Annotated in this window: 20 protein-coding genes and 1 riboswitch; of the genes, 11 read left to right on the top strand and 9 right to left on the bottom strand. The window is 71.4% G+C overall.

The features are described from left to right. Positions 1–21 precede the first annotated feature (21 nt). On the bottom strand, positions 22–540 hold the full coding sequence (locus ACFWNV_RS30235) for a GNAT family N-acetyltransferase (protein WP_383953178.1): 519 nt from the start codon (positions 538–540) through the stop codon (positions 22–24). An 85-nt stretch (positions 541–625) separates the two neighbouring features. Continuing rightward, on the bottom strand, positions 626–1,201 hold the full coding sequence (locus tag ACFWNV_RS30230) for a TerD family protein (RefSeq protein ID WP_243339523.1): 576 nt from the start codon (positions 1,199–1,201) through the stop codon (positions 626–628). A gap of 186 nt (positions 1,202–1,387) precedes the next feature. Between ACFWNV_RS30230 and arfB the strand changes: the two genes are divergently transcribed. Further along, positions 1,388–1,813: an alternative ribosome rescue aminoacyl-tRNA hydrolase ArfB gene (arfB, locus tag ACFWNV_RS30225; protein ID WP_250744548.1), complete on the top strand. Its 426-nt coding sequence runs from the start codon at positions 1,388–1,390 to the stop codon at positions 1,811–1,813. A gap of 81 nt (positions 1,814–1,894) precedes the next feature. Here the strand turns inward: arfB and ACFWNV_RS30220 are convergent, their stop codons facing one another. Continuing rightward, complete coding sequence (locus ACFWNV_RS30220) at positions 1,895–2,500, bottom strand: flavin reductase family protein (protein ID WP_383953176.1); 606 nt, start codon at positions 2,498–2,500, stop codon at positions 1,895–1,897. 296 nt (positions 2,501–2,796) lie between these two features. On the opposite strand from ACFWNV_RS30220, the gene cdgB reads away from it, so the two are divergent. Both cdgB and ACFWNV_RS30210 read left to right on the top strand, forming a co-directional pair. Next, positions 2,797–4,506, top strand: a complete 1,710-nt coding sequence (gene cdgB / locus ACFWNV_RS30215; RefSeq protein ID WP_383953174.1) for a diguanylate cyclase CdgB — start codon at positions 2,797–2,799, stop codon at positions 4,504–4,506. Between the two features lie 68 nt (positions 4,507–4,574). Continuing rightward, positions 4,575–5,606, top strand: coding sequence for a CBM35 domain-containing protein (locus ACFWNV_RS30210; RefSeq protein ID WP_383953172.1), 1,032 nt, complete (start codon positions 4,575–4,577; stop codon positions 5,604–5,606). Positions 5,607–5,643: 37 nt separating this feature from the next. Here the strand turns inward: ACFWNV_RS30210 and ACFWNV_RS30205 are convergent, their stop codons facing one another. The 3 genes from ACFWNV_RS30205 to ACFWNV_RS30195 all read right to left on the bottom strand — a co-directional run bounded on the left by ACFWNV_RS30205 (position 5,644) and on the right by ACFWNV_RS30195 (position 8,775). Next, positions 5,644–6,564, bottom strand: a complete 921-nt coding sequence (locus ACFWNV_RS30205; RefSeq protein WP_383953170.1) for a 1-phosphofructokinase family hexose kinase — start codon at positions 6,562–6,564, stop codon at positions 5,644–5,646. A gap of 109 nt (positions 6,565–6,673) precedes the next feature. Further along, a complete protein-coding gene (gene nagA / locus ACFWNV_RS30200) occupies positions 6,674–7,843 on the bottom strand; it encodes an N-acetylglucosamine-6-phosphate deacetylase (RefSeq protein ID WP_383953168.1) in 1,170 nt (389 codons plus the stop codon). Further along, positions 7,843–8,775 (bottom strand): ROK family protein, encoded by a 933-nt coding sequence (locus ACFWNV_RS30195; protein WP_383953198.1) that lies wholly within the window; start codon positions 8,773–8,775, stop codon positions 7,843–7,845. The genes nagA and ACFWNV_RS30195 overlap by 1 nt, the downstream gene beginning before the upstream one ends. Before the next feature lie 288 nt (positions 8,776–9,063). On the opposite strand from ACFWNV_RS30195, the gene ACFWNV_RS30190 reads away from it, so the two are divergent. The 3 genes from ACFWNV_RS30190 (at position 9,064) to otsB (ending at position 11,639) form a co-directional block, all read left to right on the top strand. After that, a complete protein-coding gene (locus ACFWNV_RS30190) occupies positions 9,064–10,380 on the top strand; it encodes an extracellular solute-binding protein (RefSeq protein WP_383953166.1) in 1,317 nt (438 codons plus the stop codon). Positions 10,381–10,478: 98 nt separating this feature from the next. After that, positions 10,479–10,730: a DUF3263 domain-containing protein gene (locus ACFWNV_RS30185; protein ID WP_383953164.1), complete on the top strand. Its 252-nt coding sequence runs from the start codon at positions 10,479–10,481 to the stop codon at positions 10,728–10,730. 54 nt (positions 10,731–10,784) lie between these two features. Further along, positions 10,785–11,639, top strand: coding sequence for a trehalose-phosphatase (gene otsB / locus ACFWNV_RS30180; RefSeq protein WP_383953162.1), 855 nt, complete (start codon positions 10,785–10,787; stop codon positions 11,637–11,639). 47 nt (positions 11,640–11,686) lie between these two features. On the opposite strand, the gene ACFWNV_RS30175 is transcribed toward otsB, so the two are convergent. Then, a complete protein-coding gene (locus ACFWNV_RS30175; protein ID WP_383953160.1) occupies positions 11,687–13,099 on the bottom strand; it encodes a trehalose-6-phosphate synthase in 1,413 nt (470 codons plus the stop codon). An 89-nt stretch (positions 13,100–13,188) separates the two neighbouring features. After that, a complete protein-coding gene (locus tag ACFWNV_RS30170; protein WP_383953196.1) occupies positions 13,189–14,175 on the bottom strand; it encodes a glucosyl-3-phosphoglycerate synthase in 987 nt (328 codons plus the stop codon). Between the two features lie 196 nt (positions 14,176–14,371). Beyond that, positions 14,372–14,530, top strand: a riboswitch (SAM riboswitch). Between the two features lie 17 nt (positions 14,531–14,547). On the opposite strand from ACFWNV_RS30170, the gene thrC reads away from it, so the two are divergent. From thrC to groL, 4 genes are all read left to right on the top strand, one after another. Beyond that, a complete protein-coding gene (gene thrC / locus ACFWNV_RS30165; protein ID WP_383953158.1) occupies positions 14,548–15,858 on the top strand; it encodes a threonine synthase in 1,311 nt (436 codons plus the stop codon). A gap of 35 nt (positions 15,859–15,893) precedes the next feature. Beyond that, positions 15,894–16,172, top strand: a complete 279-nt coding sequence (locus ACFWNV_RS30160) for a ubiquitin-like small modifier protein 1 (RefSeq protein ID WP_383953156.1) — start codon at positions 15,894–15,896, stop codon at positions 16,170–16,172. Between the two features lie 423 nt (positions 16,173–16,595). After that, entirely contained in the window at positions 16,596–16,802 is a 207-nt protein-coding gene (locus ACFWNV_RS30155) for a cold-shock protein (RefSeq protein ID WP_008743607.1), read from the top strand. 368 nt (positions 16,803–17,170) lie between these two features. Beyond that, positions 17,171–18,793 carry a chaperonin GroEL gene (gene groL / locus ACFWNV_RS30150; protein ID WP_383953154.1) on the top strand — a complete coding sequence of 541 codons (1,623 nt, stop codon included), beginning with the start codon at positions 17,171–17,173 and terminating at the stop codon, positions 18,791–18,793. A gap of 112 nt (positions 18,794–18,905) precedes the next feature. Here groL and ACFWNV_RS30145 read toward each other — a convergent pair whose 3' ends face one another. Then, on the bottom strand, positions 18,906–19,565 hold the full coding sequence (locus ACFWNV_RS30145; protein ID WP_383953151.1) for a hypothetical protein: 660 nt from the start codon (positions 19,563–19,565) through the stop codon (positions 18,906–18,908). A gap of 116 nt (positions 19,566–19,681) precedes the next feature. On the opposite strand from ACFWNV_RS30145, the gene ACFWNV_RS30140 reads away from it, so the two are divergent. Next, a complete protein-coding gene (locus ACFWNV_RS30140; RefSeq protein ID WP_383953149.1) occupies positions 19,682–20,296 on the top strand; it encodes a phosphoribosylanthranilate isomerase in 615 nt (204 codons plus the stop codon). Positions 20,297–20,428 lie beyond the last annotated feature (132 nt).

Genomic DNA, 20,428 nt, shown 5'->3' with positions numbered 1-20,428 from the left:
CTCTGCCTACAGGGCCGCTGCCTACAGCGCCTTGCGCAGGACCGTGCACGGGCGGCCCGCCTCGCGGTCGGGGGCGTGGCGCAGGGTGACGTAGCCCTGGGACTGCCAGAAGGCGAGGGCCTTCTCGTTGGCGTCGAGCACGGCGATCCGTACGCCCGACCGTCCCGCGTCGCGGAAGCGGTCCTCGACCATGGCGACCACGGCGCGGCCGTATCCCTCGCGGTGCGCGGTGGCGTCGATGAGCAGCAGGCCGATCCACGGGTCGGGGTCCTCGGACGCCGGGTCCGGGTGGTGGGCGAGGGTGGCGGCCAGGCCTACGAGGCGTCCGGCGGAGCGCGCGAGGAGGACCTCGGCGCCCTCGTGGGCGAGCTCGTCGGCGAGGGCGGCGGCGACCTGCTCGACCGTGATGCGGCCGGGGTCGGGGAAATCTCCGCTGAGCTCGAAGAACGCGTGGTTGGTCGCGTAGAGCGTGGCGATTTCGGTGAGGACCGGGCCCGGGAGGGCGCCGTCCTCGACGGGAGCGAGCGGCAGGAGGATCACGTACGGAACGGTAGCGAAGCCCCCTCCCCGGACGGCCGGGAGGGGGCTCCAGCTGGGACGCGTCCGTGGACGCGGGCGCTCAGGGTCAGACGTTGACGCCGAAGTCCTGGGCGATGCCGGTCAGGCCGGAGGCGTAACCCTGGCCCACGGCGCGGAACTTCCACTCGGCGCCGTTGCGGTACAGCTCGCCGAAGACCATGGCGGTCTCGGTCGCCGCGTCCTCGGAGAGGTCGTAGCGGGCGATCTCGACGCCGCCGGCCTGGTTCACGACGCGGATGTAGGCGTTGCGGACCTGGCCGAAGTTCTGGCTGCGGGTCTCGGCGTCGTAGATGGAGACCGGGAAGACGATCTTGTCCACGTCGGCGGGCAGGCCGGCCAGGTTGACGTTGATGGCCTCGTCGTCGCCCGCGCCCTCGCCGGTGCGGTTGTCACCGGTGTGGACGATGGTCTGGTCCGGGGTGGACTTGTTGTTGAAGAAGACGAAGTGGCCGTCGGAGACGACCTTGCCCTGCGCGTTGACCGCGATGGCCGAGGCGTCCAGGTCGAAGTCGACACCGGTGGTCGTGCGGGTGTCCCAGCCCAGGCCGACCGTGACGGCCGCGAGGCCCGGGGCCTCCTTGCTGAGCGAGACGTTTCCGCCCTTGGAGAGGCTTACTGCCATGGTGACTGGTGTCCCTTCCTAGTCTCACTTGGTCTCACTTGTCGTATCGACCGTGAGGGTGCCCAAGTTACCGCTGCCCTCCATAACGCGGGGAGAGGGGCGCCGGGTTCCGCATTCGGAGAATTGTCCGCGATGCGGGCGGAAATGCGGGTGACGGGGCTCCGGCGGGCACGGATCATAGGGGGCATGCCTGGTCCCTATGTCATCCGCGGTTCGGTCGTGCTCCCCGAGGGCGAGCTCGCCTGGCGCTTTTCGCGGTCCTCGGGGCCGGGCGGCCAGCACGTGAACACCTCGGACTCGCGCGTGGAGCTCCTCTTCGACGTCGCGGCGACGAAGTCGCTGCCCGACGTGTGGAAGGAGCGGGCGCTGGAGCGCCTCGCCTCCCGGCTGGTGGACGGGGTGGTGACGGTACGGGCCTCCGAGCACCGCTCGCAGTTCCGCAACCGGGAGATGGCGCTGGTCCGGCTGGCCGCGCTGCTGGCCGAGGCCACGGCGCCGCCGCCGAAGGCGCGCCGGGCGACGAAGATCCCCCGGGGGATCAACGAACGGCGGCTGCGCGAGAAGAAGGCCCGCGGCGAGACCAAGCGGGGCCGCAACGCGCGGGACTGGTAGCCGGGGGGCTGCCCGCGGACTCGGGGGTACCGCCCCGCGGACTCGGGGGTACCGCCCCCGGACCCGGGGCGCCGGGTGGCCTCAGGGCGCCAGGTGCCGGTAGCGGCCGCGGAAGTACGTCAGCGGCGGGGAGTCCGGCGCCGGCTGGGAGGCGGTGAGGACGTGGCCGATGACCAGGGTGTGGTCGCCCGCCTCGACGCGGTTCTCCGTACGGCATTCCAGGGTGGCCAGCGCCCCCGACAGCAGCGGGGCGCCGGAGACTCCGCCGCGCGTGTAGGGCAGGTCCGCGAAGAGCAGCCGGTCGCTGATGCGGTTCTTCATCGAGAACCGGCTCGCGATCTGGAGCTGGTGGTCGGCGAGCACCGATACCGCCCACAGCGGCTGCTCGGCCAGCAGGTCGTCCATCCGGGAGCCCTCGCGCACGCTGACGAGGACCAGCGGTGGTTCCAGGGACACGGACATGAAGGCGGTCGCGGTCATGCCGACGTCCTCGCCGCGCCGGCCGTCGGCCGACAGGGGCGGCTCCTGCGCGGTGATCAGGCACACGCCTGCCGCCAGTCGGGACATCGCGGCCCGGAACTCGTCGTTGCTCACCCCCTCAGCATGGGGTGCGGGTAGGGAAAGTGGTGTCACGGGGGTCGTAGGGGGCACGGTCGGGACGCTACTGTCACCCCTCGCGCGGCGCATCGGGCTGAAGTCCGAGGAGCGCCCCCGCCCGTTGGCCTAGGTCGCCCGGTCCGTACCCGATCCCGGCGTACCGTTTGCTTCCGGGAACAGTCCGGACGAACCGGTTGGAACGAACCCCGGCGGAGCGGCGCGATAGTCACCTATATTCATCTCATGTGACTTGAGTCACAGAGAGCAAGATTTGTTGACCCTGTGTACCTGCCGCACAGCTCACTGTGATTCAGTGGACGGGACACCGCAACGAAGCGCCGATGACAAACCTGGAGTTGCTGTCGAGGTCTCGGGGAGAGCGAGCAATGGAGACCGAGTCGGAGCCGTACGTCCGTCTTGCGACCCTGCGGCAGCTGCACCGGGTGGTGGCCGAGCTCAATACGGCCCGGAGCCTGGCGGACACCCTGCAGACCGTCGTGGACGGCATCGTCCTCGGCCTCGGCTACGAACTCGCCTGCGTCAACCTCGTTCGCCCCGACGGTGATCTGGTCGTCGCCGCCTTCGCGGGAGACCCCGCCGCAGAAGCCCTGATCACCGGCCGCGTCGGCTCGCGCGCCTCCTGGGAACGCCGCCTGACGATGGGCGAGAACTGGGACGGCCTGCGCTTCATCCCGCACACCGAGGGCTGGGTCCTCGTCGAGGACGACGTCCCGCAGTGGCACACCGAGGGCCCCGACCCGCGGTTCGAGGACGAGTGGCACCCCGAGGACCGGCTCTACGCCCCCATGTACGCCTCCGGCGGCGAACTGCTCGGCGTGGTCTCCGTGGACCGCCCGCGCAACGGCCGCCGGCCCGGCGCCTGGGGCCGCGAAGCGCTCCAGATGTACGCCTTCCAGGCCGCGATTGCCATCAGCAACGCGCGGCTGCGCGCCAACATGCAGCGGGCGCTGGTCCGGCTGGAGCGTGAACAGCAGGCCCTGCGCGCCAGTGAGGAGTCGTTCCGCCAGGCCTTCGAGTACGCGCCGAGCGGCATGGCCATCGCCGAGATGGGCGGGGACCAGCACGGCCGTCTGCTGCGCACCAACGACGCGCTGTGCCGGCTGCTGGGACGGCCCGCCTCCGTGCTGCGCCGGTACTCCTTCTCCGACCTCGTGCACCCCGAGGACATCGGCACCCTGCTGCGGACCTCCGCCGAGGGCGGCCGCGCCGAGCTGAGGCTGGGGCGGCGCGACGGTACGTACGTCTGGGTCTCGCTGCGCAACTCCGTCGTCGCCGACGCCGCCGACGGGCCGCGCTTCCTGCTCACGCACGTCGAGGACATCGAGGAGCGCAAGCGGCACGAGCTGCAGCTCGCCCACCGGGCCAGCCACGACTCGCTGACCGGCCTGCCCAACAGCGCCGAGCTCCGCTCCCGGCTCGGGGCGCGGCTCTGTCGCCGCCCGCAGTCGGTGCGCGCCACCGCCGTGGAGGCGCTGGACGCCGCCTTCGAGACCCGGCCCACGGTGGAGGGCGGCCCCGGCGGGCACGGGTACCGGCCCGACGGCTTCCCCGAGCCCTTCGAGTTCCCCGGGGGCATGGGCGGCCCCGGCGGCATGCCGGGCGGGGGATCGGCCGCGGCGGGCCCGTACGACCACCACGTGCACACGGTCGCCCCGGCGACCGACATCGACGACGGTACGAAGGGGCTCGCGGTGCTCTTCTGCGACCTCGACGGGTTCAAGTCGATCAACGACCGGTTCGGGCACCACACCGGTGACGCGGTCCTGATCGAGGTGGCCCGGCGGCTGACGACCGGGGTCCGGGACGGGGACACGGTGGCCCGGCTGGGCGGTGACGAGTTCGTCGTCCTCGCCGACGGGCTGGGCGCCGCCGATGCCGCCGACCTCGCCGTGCGGCTGCGCAACGCCATCATCCCGCCGATCCGGGTGGACGGCCGTGCAGTCCGCGTGGGAGCCAGTTTCGGCATCGGCTGGGCGAGCTGCGGCATGTCGGCCGACGAGGTGCTGCGCTCGGCCGACCAGCGCATGTACATCGAGAAGCGTTCCCGTTCGAAGGCACACCGCAGAGCCGGGTAAGCTTTCGGGCCGCCCGTGGGCGCACCTGTTCGGGGTAGGCTCCCCGGGGTCGAAAGGAGTGACCTGCGATGACGACGCCCGCGAACCACGGCCCGAACAACGGGGCGAACCAGCCCGAGGATGACGACCCGTTCGGCTACCTCTACGAGGACGGCCAGGCCGCGGGGGCCACCCCGCCCGGGCAGGGCGGCGGATACGGCTACCCGGGACCGGCGGGCGGTGCTCAGCCGGGCGTGCCCCGGACCTCGTACAACCAGGTCCGCACGGTCGGCGACCGGCCCTACGGCGGCCAGCGCGGTCCCGTGCCCTATCAGCAGGGTCCGCAGCAGCAGCCCCCGGCCTACCAGGCCCAGTACCAGGCTCCCGAGGCGCTCCAGGCGGGCGGCTACGGCGTTCCGCCGCAGCAGCAGCCCCCGCAGTACACCCAGTCCGTTCCGCTGCCGGGCTCCGGCGGTGGCCACGGCGGCCACGGCGGCGGGTCCAGCCGCCGGGGGATGCTCATCGCGGCCGTCGCGGTGGTCGCCGCGGTGGCGATCGGCATCGGCGCGGCGGTGATCTTCGGCAAGAAGGACGACGCCGACAAGGACAAGAACACGGCGAACCCGGGCCAGAGCCCGTCGGCGCCCGCCCAGAACACCCCCTCGGGCCAGCCGAGCGGCTCCGCGTCCGCGGACGCCCCGATGCCCAAGGGCGACGCGGGCGGCTCCGGCATGGTGATCAGCGGGGGCGCCAAGCTGGAGAGCGCGGTGCCGGGGGCCAAGAGCGCCGGCGGCCAGTACGTCGGCGGCTTCGCCCAGCAGGGTGCCGCCGTGACCTGGACGCTGGAGGTTCCCAAGACCGGCGAGTACACCTTCCGGATGTACTACGGCGTGCCGGGCAAGGACGCCAACATGACGCTGGCGATCAACGACGCCGTGCAGAGCCGGCCGATCAACATGAAGAACTTCGCGAAGGCCGCCGAGGGTGCCTGGGACAAGGGCTGGACCAACACCTACTCCTACGTGAACCTCAAGCAGGGCACGAACACCATCAAGATCTCCTGCGAGGCGGGCAACTCCTGCGAGGCGGTCATCGACCAGTTCGTCCTCGAGAAGCGCTGACCGGCGGGCCGCACCGGCAGGATCCGCAGGAGACGGCCTAGCCCTCCGTGACCTTCACCGACCCCCGTACCTCCTCGTAGGTGCGGGGGTCGAAGTCTCCCGCCGTGGGGGCGGCGACCGTGGCGGCCGAGAGGGCCACCGCGCGGGTCAGGCGGTCGGGCCAGTCCAGGCCTTCGGTGAGGGCCGACAGCAGGCCCGCGACCGCGGAGTCGCCGGCGCCGGTGGGGTTGCCCGCCACGGTGCGGGGCGGGGCGGCGCGCCAGGTGCCTTGGGCGGTGGCGGCGAGCAGGCCTTCGGGGCCGAGCGAGGTGACCACCGCGTGGGCCCCGCGGCGGCGGGCGTCGCGGGTGGCGGGGAGCGGGTCGCGGGACCCGGTCAGTTCGGCGAGCTCGGCGGCGTTCGGTTTGATCACGTCGGGGCGGGCGGCGACCCCGCGGCGCAGGGCTTCGCCGCTGGTGTCGAGGAGGACGGGCACGCCGGCCGTGCGGGCCGCCCGGACGAGGGTGGCGTAGGCGCCCACGGGTACCCCGGGGGGCAGGCTGCCGCACAGGGCCACCGCGCGGGCGCCGCCCGCCAGCAGGGCCTCGTAGCGGGAGAGGAATCCGGACCACTCGGCGGCGGTGATCAGCGGGCCGGGTTCGTTGAACTGCGTGGTGTCCCCGGAGGCCTCGTCGACGACGGCCAGGGTGCGGCGGGTGGTGCCCGCGCAGGGGACGAGCGCGTCGCGGACGCCGGGGGAGCCGGCGAGCAGCTCGCGTACGAGGGTTCCCGTGGGGCCGCCCGCGAAGCCGGTCGCGGTGACCTCGTGGCCGATCGCGGCGAGCACGCGGGCCACGTTGAGGCCCTTGCCGCCGGGGCGTTCGGTGACCTCGGTGACGCGGTGGGAGGCGTGCGCGAGCAGGCGCGGTACGCGGTAGGTGACGTCGAGCGCGGTGTTGAGCGTCACGGTCAGGATCATGGCGGGCCCCGGTCTCGGTGTGTGCGGCCTCGGGCGGGGCATCAGCATGCCAAAAGGAGGAGCGGTCGGCCCAGTACCCCGGGCCGACCGCTTTCGCCTGCTGCCGCGGTCAGTTGCCCGCAGCGAGCGGGTTCACGATCCATTCGCCGCGCCGCATGACGCCCCGGACGTCGAAGGCGGAGTCGAGGACGACGAGGTCCGCGTACTTGCCGGGTTCCAGCGAGCCGACCTGGTCGTAGACGCCGATCAGCTTGGCCGGGTTGGCGGAGATCGCCTGGACCACGGACTCGACGGGGAGCTTGTCGAGGGTGACGGACCGCTTGAAGGCGGTGTCCAGGGTGAGGGTGGAGCCCGCGATGGAGCCGCCCTCGACGAGGCGGGCGACGCCCTCCTTGACCTCGACCTCCAGCGGGCCGAGGTGGTAGATCCCGTCGCCGAAGCCGGCCGCGTCCATCGCGTCGGTGATCAGCGCCACCCGGTGCGCGCCCGCGTGGTGGAAGGCCAGCTCCAGCATGGCCGGGTGCAGGTGGGTGCCGTCGTTGATCAGCTCGACGGTGACCCGCTCGTCCTCCAGCAGGGCCGCGATGGGGCCGGGGGCGCGGTGCTCCAGGCCGGGCATCGCGTTGTAGAGGTGGGTGGCCACGGTCGCGCCCGCGTCGATGGCCTCCAGGGTCTGCTCGTACGTGGAGTCGGTGTGGCCGATCGCCGCGATGACCCCGTGCTCGGCGAGCAGCCGTACGGAGTCCAGGCCGCCGGGGAGCTCGGTGGCGAGGGTGAACATGCGGGCGGCGCCGTGCGAGGCGTCGATCAGCTTGCGGACCTCGGCCGGGTCGGGGTCGCGCAGCAGGTCTTCCTTGTGCGCGCCCTTGCGGCAGGGGTTGATGAACGGGCCCTCGAAGTGGATGCCCGCGATGTCGCCCTGCTGGGTCAGCTCGGCGAGCAGTCCGGCGCGGCGGGCGAGCTCGTCCAGGTCCCCGGTGACGGTGGAGGCGACCACGGTGGTGGTGCCGTGCTCGCGGTGGGTCCGTACGCCCTGGAGCACCTCCTCGGCGGTGCCGGAGGTGAAGGAGGCACCGCCGCCGCCGTGGTTGTGCATGTCGACGAAGCCGGGGACGATCAGGCACCCGGTGAGGTCGACGACGGCCGCGTTCTCGTCCGCGCTGCCGGCGATGCGCTCGCCGTCGACGATGAGGCGCCCGCCCTTGACGATGCCCGTGGGCAGCACCACGTCGGCGCCGGTGAGAACGGTGCTGCGGCCCACATGTGCGCTTCCGGACATCAGGCTGGTACCTCCGTGGCGAGTAGATCCCAGGCGAGCAGCCCTGCACCCAGGCATCCGGCGGTGTCCCCGAGGGCAGCCGGAACGATGTGGGGCAGCCGCTGGAACGTCACGCGTTCCTCGACGGCCGTCCGTAGTGGTGTGAACAAGGTTTCCCCGGCCTCGGCCAGTCCGCCACCGATGATCAGCGTGCGCGGGTCCAGCAGGGTGATCGCGGTGACCAGCCCGTCGGCCAGGGCGCCGATCGCGGCGAGCCAGACCTCCCGGGCGCGCTCGTCGCCGGATTCCACGGCCTTGGCGCAGTCCGCGGCGTCGGCCTCGGGGTCGCCGGAGGCGGCCGCCCAGGCGCGGCTGACGGCGGAGGCGGAGGCCAGGGTCTCCAGGCAGCCGCGCTGGCCGCAGCCGCAGGCGGGGCCGCCGGGGCGGACCACGATGTGGCCGATCTCGCCCGCGTACCCGTGCGCGCCGGCCTCGATGCGGCCGGCGATGCCGATGGCTCCGGCGATGCCGGTGCCCAGGGGCACGAACAGGAAGCGGTCGGCGCCGCGGCCCGCGCCGATGCGGCCCTCGGCGAGTCCGCCCGTGCGGACGTCGTGGCCGAGGGCGACCGGGATGCCGCCGAGGCGTCTGCCGAGCAGTTCGCGCATCGGGACGTCGCGCCAGCCCAGGTTCGCCGCGTAGACGGCTATCCCGTTCTCGGCGTCGACGATGCCGGGGACGGCGACGCCGGCCGCGGAGGCGGTGGTGGCGAAGCGTTCCCGGCCGAGGTCGAGGAGCTCGGCGGCGAAGTCCTGGATCGTCTCGACGACGGCTTCGGCGCCCCGCTCGCGGCCGGTGGCGCGGCGCGCTTCGTGGAGCAGGGTGCCGTCGGCGGCGACGAGGGCGGCCTTCATCCCAGTGCCGCCCACATCGAGGGCGATGACGTGTTTCACGGGTTTCACGGGTGACAGTCTCGCGTGATCGGAGGGCAAAGGTCTAGTCCACTGAGAGGGATTGTTGAGTGGCCATACAAATTAAGGACCTTCGGCGGCCGGCGGGCCGGTACGCGGGTCCGTGCGCGGGTGCGCACATGTGTCCGCGTACGTGTGTGTGCGTGCGGGTGCGTACGTGTGTGCGGGTGCAGGCCGTGTGCACGTTTGGGGCCGGGTGTTGACCAAGCTCAAAAGTGGTGTAGACCTTTACGCGAATCGTACGGAACAACCTGGGGTGGAACGAGAACTGTGAAGGCCCGAACTGTCCAGGCCCGAAAGCGGAACCTCGCCGCGTCCGGTCTCGCACTGTGCCTGACCACCGTGACGCTGACCGGCTGCGGCGCCGTGTCGGGCCTCGCAGGTGACAACGAGGTCACCCTGAAGGTCGTGGCGGCCGACTACGGGGACAAACCGGAAAACTCCTCCAAGCCGTACTGGAAGGACCTCGCCTCGGCCTTCGAGAAGAAGAACCCGGGCATCAAGGTCCAGGTCGACGTCTACTCCTGGGAGGACGTCGACACCAAGGTCGCCGAGATGGTCAAGGCCGGCGATGCCCCCGACATAGCCCAGATCGGCGCCTACGCCGACTACGCGGCCGAGGGCAAGCTGTACTCCGCCGACGAGCTGCTCTCCGTGACCACCGAGGCCGACTTCCTCGCTCCCCTCGCCGACGCGGGCAAGGTCAGGCGCAACCAGTACGGCCTGCCCTTCGTGGCCAGCACCCGGCTGATGTTCTACAACGAGAAGCTGTTCGCCGACGCCGGCATCATCCCCAAGGACGGCAAGACCCCCTGGCAGCCCAAGAGCTGGGGCGAGCTGGAGGCCGCCGCCAAGAAGCTCAAGGCGGCCGGCGTCCCCACCCCCCTCGCGCTGCCCATGGGCCGCGAGGAGGCACAGGCCGAGACGATGCAGTGGCTGCTCGCGGGCGGCGGAGGCTACGCCGACAACGAAGAGCAGTACTCGATCGACTCCGCGGACAACGTCAACACCCTGGAGTTCCTGCGCGACAAGCTCGTCGGCGCGGGCCTGACCGGCCCCGTCGAACCGGCCAAGCTGAACCGCCAGGCCGCCTTCGACTCCTTCTCGCGCGGCGAGGTCGGCATGCTCAACGGGCACCCGACCCTGCTCAAGCAGGCCGCCGAGAAGGGCATCAAGTACGGCATGACCCCCATGCCCACCGCCGACGGGGCCGGGCACCCGACGATGGGCGTCGCCGACTGGGTGATGGCCTTCAAGACCGGCCACCAGACGCAGTCCGGGAAGTTCCTCGACTTCCTGTACGAGGCGGAGAACGTGACCGCCTTCACCGAGAAGTACGACCTGCTCCCCGTCACCACCAGCGGTTCCCGGGCGATGGAAGCCTCCACGGGCGCCTCCTCGGCCGAGCTGAAGACCTTCCTGCACGCACTGCCCAACGCCCGGCTCTACCCGGTGGGCAAGAAGTCCTGGGCGGCCGTGAGCGAGGACGTCAAGAAGAACATCGGCAAGGCCGTGCAGCCCGGCGGACAGCCCGAGAAGGTCCTCGGGGACCTCGCGGAGATGGCGCGCAAGTCGGAACCCCGCTGACGGGAGCCGGTCGGAGCCGGTCGGAGCCGGTCGGAGCCTTGCGGCCGGCCGGCGCCGGCCGACCGGCCGCTGTCGGAGGGCGGCGTTAACCTGGCCGTATGACGGACGCGGACGAGAGGCCGCCGGCCGGGCTGAGCCCCGACGAAGCGGCCGTACTGGCCTACGAAGGCCGCACCTGGCCCGGGCCGGGCGCCAAGGAACGGGCCATAAGGGAAGGACTGGGGATGCCCCCGGTCCGGTACTACCAGCTGCTCAACGCGCTGATGGACGACCCCAGGGCCCTGGAACACGCCCCGGGCACCGTGAACCGGCTGCGGCGCATCCGCGAGGCCCAGCGGGCGAGGCGGTAGCGGCTGTGGACCGCGCCGTAGCCGTGGCCCGGCAGGGCCGTTAGGGTCGTGCGTATGGGGAGCCATCCGCACGATCTGCCGATGCCCGTCACCACCGCCGGACGCGAGGGACTCGAGGCCCTCCTCCGCGTACCGCGACGCTCCGTCGTCGCCCTCGACTTCGACGGCACCCTCGCCGACATCGTTCCCGACCCCGACCAGGCACGGGCCCACCCCGGAGCCGTCCCCGCGCTCGCCGCCCTCGCCCCCGAGGTCGGCTCCATCGCGGTCGTCACCGGCCGGCCCGCCGGGGTCGCCGTCCGCTACGGCGGCTTCGCCGGGGTCCCGGGACTCGAACACCTGGTGGTCCTCGGGCACTACGGAGCCGAACGCTGGGACGCCGTGAGCGGCATCGTGCACGCTCCGGCCGAGCATCCGGGGGTGGCGGCCGTCCGGGCCGAGCTGCCCGGGTTCCTGGACGCGATCGGCGCGTGGCGCGGGACCTGGATCGAGGAGAAGGGCCAGGCGCTGGCCGTCCACACCCGCCGCGCCGCGGACCCCGAAGCGGCCTTCGCGGCCCTGCGGGAGCCGCTGGCGGGGCTCGCGGCCCGGCACGGCCTGATGGTCGAACCGGGGCGGGCCGTACTGGAGCTGCGGCCGCCCGGGATGGACAAGGGGGTCGCGCTCACGGAGTACCTCGCGGAGGTGGGGGCGGAGGCCGTGCTCTACGCCGGAGACGACCTCGGTGACCTCGCGGCGTACTCGGCGGTCGAGAAGCTCCGTGCCGGGGGCATGCCGGGCCTCCTGCTCTGCAGCGGCTCGGAGGTCCCGGAACTGTCCGCCCGCGCGGACCTCACCCTGTCCGGCCCGCCCGAGGTCGTCACCTTCCTGTCCACCCTGGCCGGGGCGCTGACCGGCACACCTTCCTGACGCGGCTGGGGCCGGCCCTGTGGGACTCGGCCCCGCGCAGCGGGGGGTCAGGGGTGGAGGGCGTCCAGTTGGGACGTGAGCCACTGGGTCGGGGGGAGGGCCGTGGCCGCCGCTGCCAGGCGCTTCGTGCGGTCCGCGCGCTCCGCCGCCGGCATGGACAGGGCCGCGTGCAGCGCTTCGGCCGTGGCCGTGACGTCGTACGGGTTCACCACCAGCGCATCCGCGCCGAGCTCCTCGTACGCCCCCGCCCCGGTGGACAGCACCAGCACGCACCCCGCCTCCGAGACCACGGGGATCTCCTTCGCGACGAGGTTCATCCCGTCCCGTACGGGATTGACCAGCGCCACGTCCGCCAGCCGGTACGCCGCCAGTGACCGCGCGAAGTCGTCTTCGACGGAGACGAGCACCGGCTGCCAGTCGGCCGTGCCGAACTCCGTGTTGATCGACGCCGCCAGCTCCCGCACCGAGTCGGTGTACTCCCGGTAGACGGTCAGGTCCTGCCGGGAGGGGTAGGCGGAGGCCAGGTGGACCACCTGTTCCCGCCACTCGGGGTGGACCGTCAGCAGTTCCCGGTACGCCAGCAGCCCGCGCAGGATGTTCTTCGACAGTTCCGTCCGGTCCACCCGGACGATCGTCTTCAGCCCGCCGACCTCCGCCCGCAGCGCCGCCAGCTTGTCGTCGACCTCGGGCCGGTGCGCGAGCGCCCGCAGCTCGTCCCCGTCGACGCCGAGGGGGTACGGGGTCACGTGCGTGAACCGGTCCCCGTGCCGCACGCCGCGCTCGGGACCGGCCGGAACCGATCCCGCGCCGTCGGTCGTCGCGCCGCTGATGAAGTTGTCCGCCCACTCCCGGGTGTGGAACCCCAGCCGGTCCGCCCCGAGCATCCCCGACACCAGCTGGCTCCGGACGTCGTCCGGGAGCATCTTCAGGAACTCCGGCGAGGCCCACGGCGTGTGCGTGAAGTGCCCGATCCGCAGGTCGGGGCGGAGCTCCCGGAGCATTCCCGGGGCCAGGGCCAGGTGGTAGTCCTGGATCAGGACGGTCGCGCCCTCGGCCGCCTCCTCGGCGAGCGCCGCCGCGAAGGCCTCGTTGTACGCGGCGTAGGAGCCCCAGAGCCGCCGGAACTCCGCGTCGAAGACCGGCTCGCGCGGGATCTCGTACAGGTGGTGGTGGAGGAACCACAGCACCGAGTTCGCGATGCCGTTGTACGCGTCGTCGTAGACCCCGGGGTCGATCGGCAGCATCCGTACGCCGGGCTCGCAGACCCCCCGCCGTACCGCCTCCCGGTCCGCGTCCGACAGCGCCGCGCAGATCCACAGCGCGTCCGGCTGTTCCGCGAGGGCGGTGGAGAGGCCGGAGACGAGGCCGCCCCCGCCGCGGCGGGCACTGAGCGTGCCGTCCGCGGCGAGGGCGTACGAGAGGGGGCCGCGATTCGCGGCGACGAGCACCTGGGAAGCCATGCGGCGAACCTAGCCCGCCTCGCCTCCGGTCAAACGTCGGCGCCTGCGAGTCCGCCGGACCGAGAGGAAGACCACACCGCCGGGTGCCGTTACGCCACGCGGCGCCGTGCGTACTCCTCGATGTCCCGCATCGGCGGCCGCTCCTCGGTGTCCACGGCGTAGGTGTGCGGTACGAAACCCTCCGGCCCCCGCTCGAACTGCGTCAGCTCGGGGCGTACGAGGTGGCCGCGCGAGAGCCGCACCTGCGCCGTGCGGTAGATCGCGGCGGCCATCCGGCCCAGGGCCTGCCCGTCCTGGTGCCGGTGCAGCCGGACGCCCACGTCCACCTGGGCCAGTGCGTCCAGCCCGGCCGTGTGCAGCGCGTCCACCAGCAGGCCCAGCTCCACCCCGTAGCCCACGGGGAACGGCAGCCGTTCCAGGAGCTCGCGGCGTACGGCGTACTCGCCGCCCAGCGGCTGCACGAAACCGGCCAGCAGCGGCCAGTGCAGGTTGAGCAGGGGGCGGGCCACCAGCTCCGTGACCCGGCCGCCCTGGCCGTGGGCCGTGGCGGAGGCCAGGTCGGCGGGGTCGGCGGACTCCTGGCCGAAGGGGCGGTCGTACATCGCCTTGACGAACCGCACGCCCGGGTCCGTCAGCAGCGGGCCGACGATCCCCGAGACGAAGGAGGACGAGAAACCGCGCAGGTCGGCGTCGATGAAGCAGACGATGTCACCGGTGGTGACCAGCAGCGAGCGCCACAGCACCTCGCCCTTGCCGGGCAGCGCCGGGATCCGCGGCAGCACCTCGTCGCGGTGCACCACCCGGGCCCCGGCCTTGGCCGCGACCTCCGCGGTGCGGTCCGTGGAACCCGAGTCGATCACGACGAGCTCGTCCACCAGCGGCACCGGCAGGCCCTCGATCAGATCGCGCCGGATCACCTCGACGATCTCGCCGACCGTCGCCTCCTCGTTCAGCGCCGGCAACACCACGCTCACCGTGGTCCCCGCTGCCCGCTTGGCGGAAAGCAGCTGGCCGAGCGGTCGGTCGGCGGCGGACCAGGAGCGGTCTGCCAACCAGCGCTCCACCTCTTCCAGCACCTTCAGCACTCCCTGTTCATCACTGGGCTCTTCACTGGTTTGGACCGAAATGTGATCCATCTCGCGGTTCGGACGGCTGTCTCAACCACCCGGGCCTTCGGTTACAGTCTTGAACAACGCAATGGCCCGCCGCATGCCGGGGGGCCCGCGTACAAACGCACCGGCGCGCCACAGAGCGCGTGTGCCGGTGCCATACCGCTCATCCAGAGGGGCAGAGGGACACGGCCCGTTGAAGCCCCGGCAACCCTCCAGTCGGTTCTCGCGATCGCGCATTCCAGCGCCGCCAGCGAGGTCCCCGGCTAGGGAAGGTGCCAATTCCGTCTCATGGCGAAGTGCGCCATGGGGAAGATGAGGAGAAAGGGCCTCGCCATCATGGCTGCACAGTCTGTCGCAACCTCTGCCGAAACCGCTGAAAGCAACGTTTCGGGCACCTCCGTCGATCTCGGTCCCGCCACCGGCCTTTCCTGTCGTGAGTGCGGTACCCGCTTCGAGCTCGGCCCGATCTTCGCCTGCGCCGAGTGCTTCGGCCCGCTCGAAGTCGCCTACGACCTGCCCCTGGGCGACCCGGAAGCCCTGCGCGCCGCCATCGAGGCCGGCCCGAACAACATCTGGCGCTACGCGCCGCTGCTGCCCGTCCCGGCGGACGTGGCCTCCAAGCCGAGCCTGAACCCCGGCTTCACCAAGCTCGTGGACGCGGCCAACCTGGCCAAGGAGCTCGGCGTCACCGGCAAGCTCTACGTGAAGGACGACTCCGGCAACCCGACGCACTCCTTCAAGGACCGCGTCGTGGCCATCGCCGTCGAGGCCGCCCGCGCCTTCGGCTTCACCACCCTCTCCTGCTCCTCCACCGGCAACCTGGCCGGCGCCGTCGGCGCCGCGGCAGCCCGTGCCGGCTTCCGCTCCTGCGTGTTCATCCCGCACGACCTGGAGCAGGGCAAGGTCGTCATGGCCGGTGTCTACGGTGGCGACCTGGTCGGCATCGAGGGCAACTACGACGACGTCAACCGCTTCTGCTCCGAGCTCATCGGCGACCCGCTGGGCGAGGGCTGGGGCTTCGTCAACGTCAACCTGCGCCCGTACTACGGCGAGGGCTCCAAGACCCTGGCGTACGAGATCTGCGAGCAGCTCGGCTGGCAGCTGCCCGACCAGATCGTCATCCCGATCGCGTCCGGCTCGCAGCTCACGAAGATCGACAAGGGTCTGCAGGAGCTGATCAAGCTCGGCCTCGTCGAGGATAAGCCGTACAAGATCTTCGGCGCCCAGGCCGAGGGCTGCTCCCCCGTCTCGACCGCCTTCAAGGCCGGTCACGAGGTGGTCCGCCCGCAGAAGCCGAACACCATCGCCAAGTCGCTGGCCATCGGCAACCCGGCGGACGGCCCGTACGTCCTGGACATCGCGCGCCGCACCGGCGGGTACGTCGAGGACGTCAACGACACCCAGGTCGTCGAGGCCATCAAGCTCCTCGCCCAGACCGAGGGCATCTTCGCCGAGACCGCGGGCGGCGTGACCGTCGGCGTGACGAAGAAGCTCGTCGAGAACGGCCAGCTCGACCCCACGCTGACCACCGTGATCCTGAACACCGGTGACGGCCTCAAGACCCTGGAGGCGGTGGCCGAGGGTGGTGGCCAGACCGCCACCATCCGCCCCAGCCTGGACGCGTTCCGCGCCGCCAACCTGGCCTGATCTCTCTCCCTGCACACCGGAAAGGCAGTAGCGCCATGAGCGTCAACGTCCGCATCCCCACCATCCTGCGCACCTACACCGGCGGCCAGGCCGAGGTCGCCGCCGAGGGCGCGACCCTCGAAGAGGTCATCCAGTCCCTGGAGGCCAGCCACCCCGGCATCGCCGCGCGCGTCCTGGACGACCAGGGCAAGCTGCGCCGCTTCGTCAACGTCTACGTGAACGACGACGACGTGCGCTTCGAGGGCGGGCTGCAGACGTCCACTCCGGACGGCGCCGGCATCTCGATCATCCCGGCCGTCGCGGGCGGCTGCTGAGCCCTCGTGACACCGGCCTCGTGACACCGGCCTCGTAACACCGCGCGGAAACTGAATTGCCCCCTCCGGTAATAAACGGAGGGGGCAATTCTGCTTGATTGGACGCGGTAAGGTTGGGGAAGTCCCCTCCGCTGTTCTTGCCCGCCGCATATGAGCGGGTCGCGTGAGGGTTGACATTGAGTCAACATGCAAGCGCGCTATGGGTCGTTGGCGTGGTTTGTCCGGCCCGAGTTGCCCTGGAATATTCCTGGTTTTCACCCTATTTCAATGTTTTGGTGTGTCCAGAATTCTCGTCGGAATGACCTGTTGCAGACAGCAGCGGTGCGGATACATTCAGCCCCGGTCGAGGCGTTCCGGCGCAAGTTCTGACCCGGGACCGCGAAGTGCGGTCCTGCGCAAGGGCCAGTAATAGGGGAGTTAGGCATGGCTCAGGGCACCGTCAAGTGGTTCAACGCGGAGAAGGGCTACGGCTTCATCGCGGTCGACGGTGGTGCGGATGTGTTCGTCCACTACAGCGCCATCCAGATGGACGGGTACCGCACCCTTGAAGAGGGTCAGCGGGTCGAATTCGAGATCTCGCAGGGCCAGAAGGGTCCGCAGGCGGACATGGTCAAGCTCGCCGCCGGCTAGTCCGACCGCGATCGACCACCGACACGTACGCGGTCTCGCACAGTGGCCGCGCACGAGACACAACGGCACATGTACGAGGGGCCCACATCCTGGACACGGGATGCGGGCCCCTCGTGCGTGGCGGCTCCGGTGCCCTTGCGGTGCCCGGGTGTTCACCCCGGGTTGCCCGAAGCCGCTTGCACTCGGGGGGGTCGAGTGCTAATCATTGGCGTTAGCACTCTCCGGGTGAGAGTGCTACCTATACGAGGACCGGGTCAGTGAGGCCCACAGGGTCCGGCGGGAAGAAACCGCCGGGCACGCAGGCCGTCCGTCGCGGGCGCGGGCGCGGTCCGGGAGCAATCCACCGCTGTCCGGGAGGACCACTTCAGATGGCCAAGATCATTGCGTTCAACGAGGAGGCCCGGCGCGGTCTCGAGCGAGGCATGAACCAGCTCGCCGACGCCGTCAAGGTCACCCTTGGCCCCAAGGGTCGCAACGTCGTCCTTGAGAAGAAGTGGGGCGCCCCCACGATCACCAACGATGGTGTCTCCATCGCCAAGGAGATCGAGCTCGAGGACCCGTACGAGAAGATCGGCGCCGAGCTGGTCAAGGAAGTCGCCAAGAAGACGGACGACGTCGCCGGCGACGGTACGACCACCGCCACCGTCCTCGCCCAGGCGCTCGTCCGCGAGGGCCTGCGCAACGTGGCCGCCGGTGCGAACCCGATGGCCCTCAAGCGCGGTATCGAGAAGGCCGTCGAGGCCGTCTCCGCCGCCCTGCTGGCGCAGGCCAAGGATGTCGAGACCAAGGAGCAGATCGCTTCGACGGCCTCCATCTCCGCCGCCGACACCCAGATCGGCGAGCTCATCGCCGAGGCCATGGACAAGGTCGGCAAGGAAGGCGTCATCACGGTCGAGGAGTCGCAGACCTTCGGCCTGGAGCTCGAGCTCACCGAGGGCATGCGCTTCGACAAGGGCTACATCTCGGCGTACTTCGCCACCGACATGGAGCGCATGGAGTCGTCCCTCGACGACCCGTACATCCTGATCGTCAACTCGAAGATCGGCTCGGTCAAGGACCTGCTGCCGCTCCTCGAGAAGGTCATGCAGTCCGGCAAGCCGCTGCTGATCATCGCCGAGGACGTCGAGGGCGAGGCGCTCTCCACCCTCGTCGTCAACAAGATCCGCGGCACCTTCAAGTCCGTCGCCGTCAAGGCTCCGGGCTTCGGTGACCGTCGCAAGGCCATGCTCGGCGACATCGCCATCCTCACGGGCGGCACGGTCATCTCCGAGGAGGTCGGCCTCAAGCTCGAGAACGCCGGTCTCGACCTGCTCGGCCGCGCCCGCAAGGTCGTCATCACCAAGGACGAGACGACCATCGTCGACGGCTCCGGTGACAGCGACCAGGTCCAGGGTCGCGTCAACCAGATCCGCGCCGAGATCGAGAACTCCGACTCGGACTACGACCGCGAGAAGCTGCAGGAGCGCCTGGCGAAGCTCGCCGGCGGTGTTGCGGTCATCAAGGCCGGCGCCGCGACCGAGGTCGAGCTCAAGGAGCGCAAGCACCGCATCGAGGACGCCGTTCGCAACGCGAAGGCGGCCGTCGAAGAGGGCATCGTCGCCGGTGGCGGCGTGGCCCTGCTGCAGGCCTCCTCGGTCTTCGACAAGCTGGAGCTCACCGGCGACGAGGCGACCGGCGCCAACGCCGTCAAGCTCGCGCTGGAGGCCCCGCTCAAGCAGATCGCCGTCAACGGTGGTCTCGAGGGTGGCGTCGTCGTCGAGAAGGTCCGCAACCTGCAGATCGGTTGGGGCCTGAACGCCGCGACCGGCGAGTACGTGGACATGATCGCGTCGGGCATCATCGACCCGGCGAAGGTCACCCGCTCTGCCCTGCAGAACGCGGCGTCCATCGCGGCCCTGTTCCTCACCACCGAGGCCGTCATCGCCGACAAGCCCGAGAAGGCCGGCGCGGCTGCCGGTGGCGGCATGCCGGGCGGCGACATGGACTTCTGATCCACCCCCGGGCTCCGGCCCGAAGGTAGATCAGCGGTTCGCATCACGCATTACGCATCACGTACCGAGGGCGGCACCCCTTCCTGGCGGAGGGGGTGCCGCCCTCGGGCGTTCACCGACCCTTGCCCAGGGCGCCGAGCACGCCCAGCAGGGATGCGAGCCCGACCGCGAGGAGGGCCGCGGTGCGCAGGCCCCAGGCGTGGAGGTCCGAGGCCCGCTCCGGCTGCACCTGGCCCCGCGGGTCGTAGACCAGCCGCAGCTGCTCGCCGGCCTTCGCGATCTCCTGTTCCCTGGTCAGCCGGGCGGGACCGCCGGGCGGGCAGTCGAGTTGGTGGTCGTACGCGGTGGTGCGGCTGAGGCGCTGGCCCTCGGGGCCGAAGGCGGAATCCGTCTCGACCCGGGAGGTCACCTCCCTGACCAGGCACGTGACCTCGACTCCGCGCTCGCGCAGCACCAGATCGTCCACGCCCATCAGGGCGATGAACACGCCGGCGACCGCGGGCAGCCCGGCCAGGACGGCGAGGGCCGAGCCCCGGCGCTCGCCCGCGGCGAAGTAGTGCAGGGCGAGGCCGGACAGGGGCACGAAGAGCCCGAAGAGGGCCACCCACGCGTCGCCCAGCCAACCGTCGCCCAGCCATCCGGTCGCTCCCGCCCAGGCGACCGCGAGCGCCGTCGCGGTGGCGAGGGCCGGCGCTGCGGCGGCGGCCAGGGCCCGTCCGGGCGAGCGCCACCATTCGTTCTCTACTGGATCCCTCGCGTCACCCGTCGCCATCCCCGCCCCCTTCGGTCCCCGTCTCCTGCTTCCGGTACGTACACGCCGGGGAGTGCCCGGATGGTTGAGCACGCATGCGCTGTCCTGGCCTCCGCGTGAGCTGATTGACTGCACGCATGAGTGACGTGAGCGATGTGTTCGTCAAGATCTGCGGGCTGCGGACCGCGTACGACGTCGAGGTCGCCGTGGCGGCCGGGGCCGATGCCGTCGGGTTCGTGTTCGCCCCCGGCAGCCCGCGTACGGTCGATGCCGCGACGGCTCGGGCGCTGGCCGCGGGGGTGCCGGCCGGGGTGCTCACGGTGGGGGTGTTCCGGGGGCAGTCCGTCGCCGAGGTGCGGCGGTTCGCCGAGGAGAGCGGTGTACGGGGCGTGCAGCTGCACGGCGAGGAGGGCCCGGAGGAGTTCGCGGCGCTGCGCGCCGAGGGGCGGACGCTGCTGCGGGCCACGGCGCGGCGGGTGGAGCGGTGCGGGGAGTACGGGGAGGACCTGCTGCTCCTCGACGCCCCGGACCCGGGCTCCGGCAAGCCGTGGAACTGGGGCTCGGCGGAGTTCGAAGCCCCTGCGGGGCGGTGGCTTCTGGCGGGCGGGCTGACTCCGGGCAATGTGGCGGAGGCGCTTGCGGTCACCGGTGCGTGGGGTGTGGACGTGTCCAGTGGTGTCGAGAGCGAGCGGGGGGTGAAGTCTCCGGACCTCATCCGCGCGTTTGTTGCGGCGGCGCGGGCGGTCGCCTGACGCTGCGGCACCGTTGCCGGGGGCGCTGCCCCCGGCGCCTCAAACGCCGGCGGGGCTGGGGTGTGCCGGCGTCGGCGTGGCTGCGTGGGGTGGGTCGGTGCCGGGGGCGGGGTGGGGTGTTGGCCTGGACTG

The organism is Streptomyces sp. NPDC058401 (assembly GCF_042722885.1).
In the GTDB taxonomy this organism is placed as follows: domain Bacteria; phylum Actinomycetota; class Actinomycetes; order Streptomycetales; family Streptomycetaceae; genus Streptomyces.
The sequence above is the reverse complement of the archived record's forward strand: the minus strand, read 5'-3'. Positions and strand labels throughout refer to the sequence as shown.

Bases quoted from the DNA above. Each gene is read 5' to 3' on its own strand.
- ACFWNV_RS30140 (WP_383953149.1), top strand. From the start codon at position 19,682: ATGAGTGACGTGAGCGATGTGTTCGTCAAGATCTGCGGGCTGCGGACC.
- cdgB (WP_383953174.1), top strand. From the start codon at position 2,797: ATGGAGACCGAGTCGGAGCCGTACGTCCGTCTTGCGACCCTGCGGCAG.
- otsB (WP_383953162.1), top strand. From the start codon at position 10,785: ATGGGGAGCCATCCGCACGATCTGCCGATGCCCGTCACCACCGCCGGA.
- ACFWNV_RS30160 (WP_383953156.1), top strand. From the start codon at position 15,894: ATGAGCGTCAACGTCCGCATCCCCACCATCCTGCGCACCTACACCGGC.
- ACFWNV_RS30145 (WP_383953151.1), bottom strand. From the start codon at position 19,565: ATGGCGACGGGTGACGCGAGGGATCCAGTAGAGAACGAATGGTGGCGC.
- ACFWNV_RS30205 (WP_383953170.1), bottom strand. From the start codon at position 6,564: ATGATCCTGACCGTGACGCTCAACACCGCGCTCGACGTCACCTACCGC.
- ACFWNV_RS30210 (WP_383953172.1), top strand. From the start codon at position 4,575: ATGACGACGCCCGCGAACCACGGCCCGAACAACGGGGCGAACCAGCCC.
- arfB (WP_250744548.1), top strand. From the start codon at position 1,388: ATGCCTGGTCCCTATGTCATCCGCGGTTCGGTCGTGCTCCCCGAGGGC.
- thrC (WP_383953158.1), top strand. From the start codon at position 14,548: ATGGCTGCACAGTCTGTCGCAACCTCTGCCGAAACCGCTGAAAGCAAC.
- ACFWNV_RS30220 (WP_383953176.1), bottom strand. From the start codon at position 2,500: ATGCGCCGCGCGAGGGGTGACAGTAGCGTCCCGACCGTGCCCCCTACG.
- ACFWNV_RS30230 (WP_243339523.1), bottom strand. From the start codon at position 1,201: ATGGCAGTAAGCCTCTCCAAGGGCGGAAACGTCTCGCTCAGCAAGGAG.
- nagA (WP_383953168.1), bottom strand. From the start codon at position 7,843: ATGTCCGGAAGCGCACATGTGGGCCGCAGCACCGTTCTCACCGGCGCC.
- ACFWNV_RS30175 (WP_383953160.1), bottom strand. From the start codon at position 13,099: ATGGCTTCCCAGGTGCTCGTCGCCGCGAATCGCGGCCCCCTCTCGTAC.
- ACFWNV_RS30155 (WP_008743607.1), top strand. From the start codon at position 16,596: ATGGCTCAGGGCACCGTCAAGTGGTTCAACGCGGAGAAGGGCTACGGC.
- groL (WP_383953154.1), top strand. From the start codon at position 17,171: ATGGCCAAGATCATTGCGTTCAACGAGGAGGCCCGGCGCGGTCTCGAG.
- ACFWNV_RS30185 (WP_383953164.1), top strand. From the start codon at position 10,479: ATGACGGACGCGGACGAGAGGCCGCCGGCCGGGCTGAGCCCCGACGAA.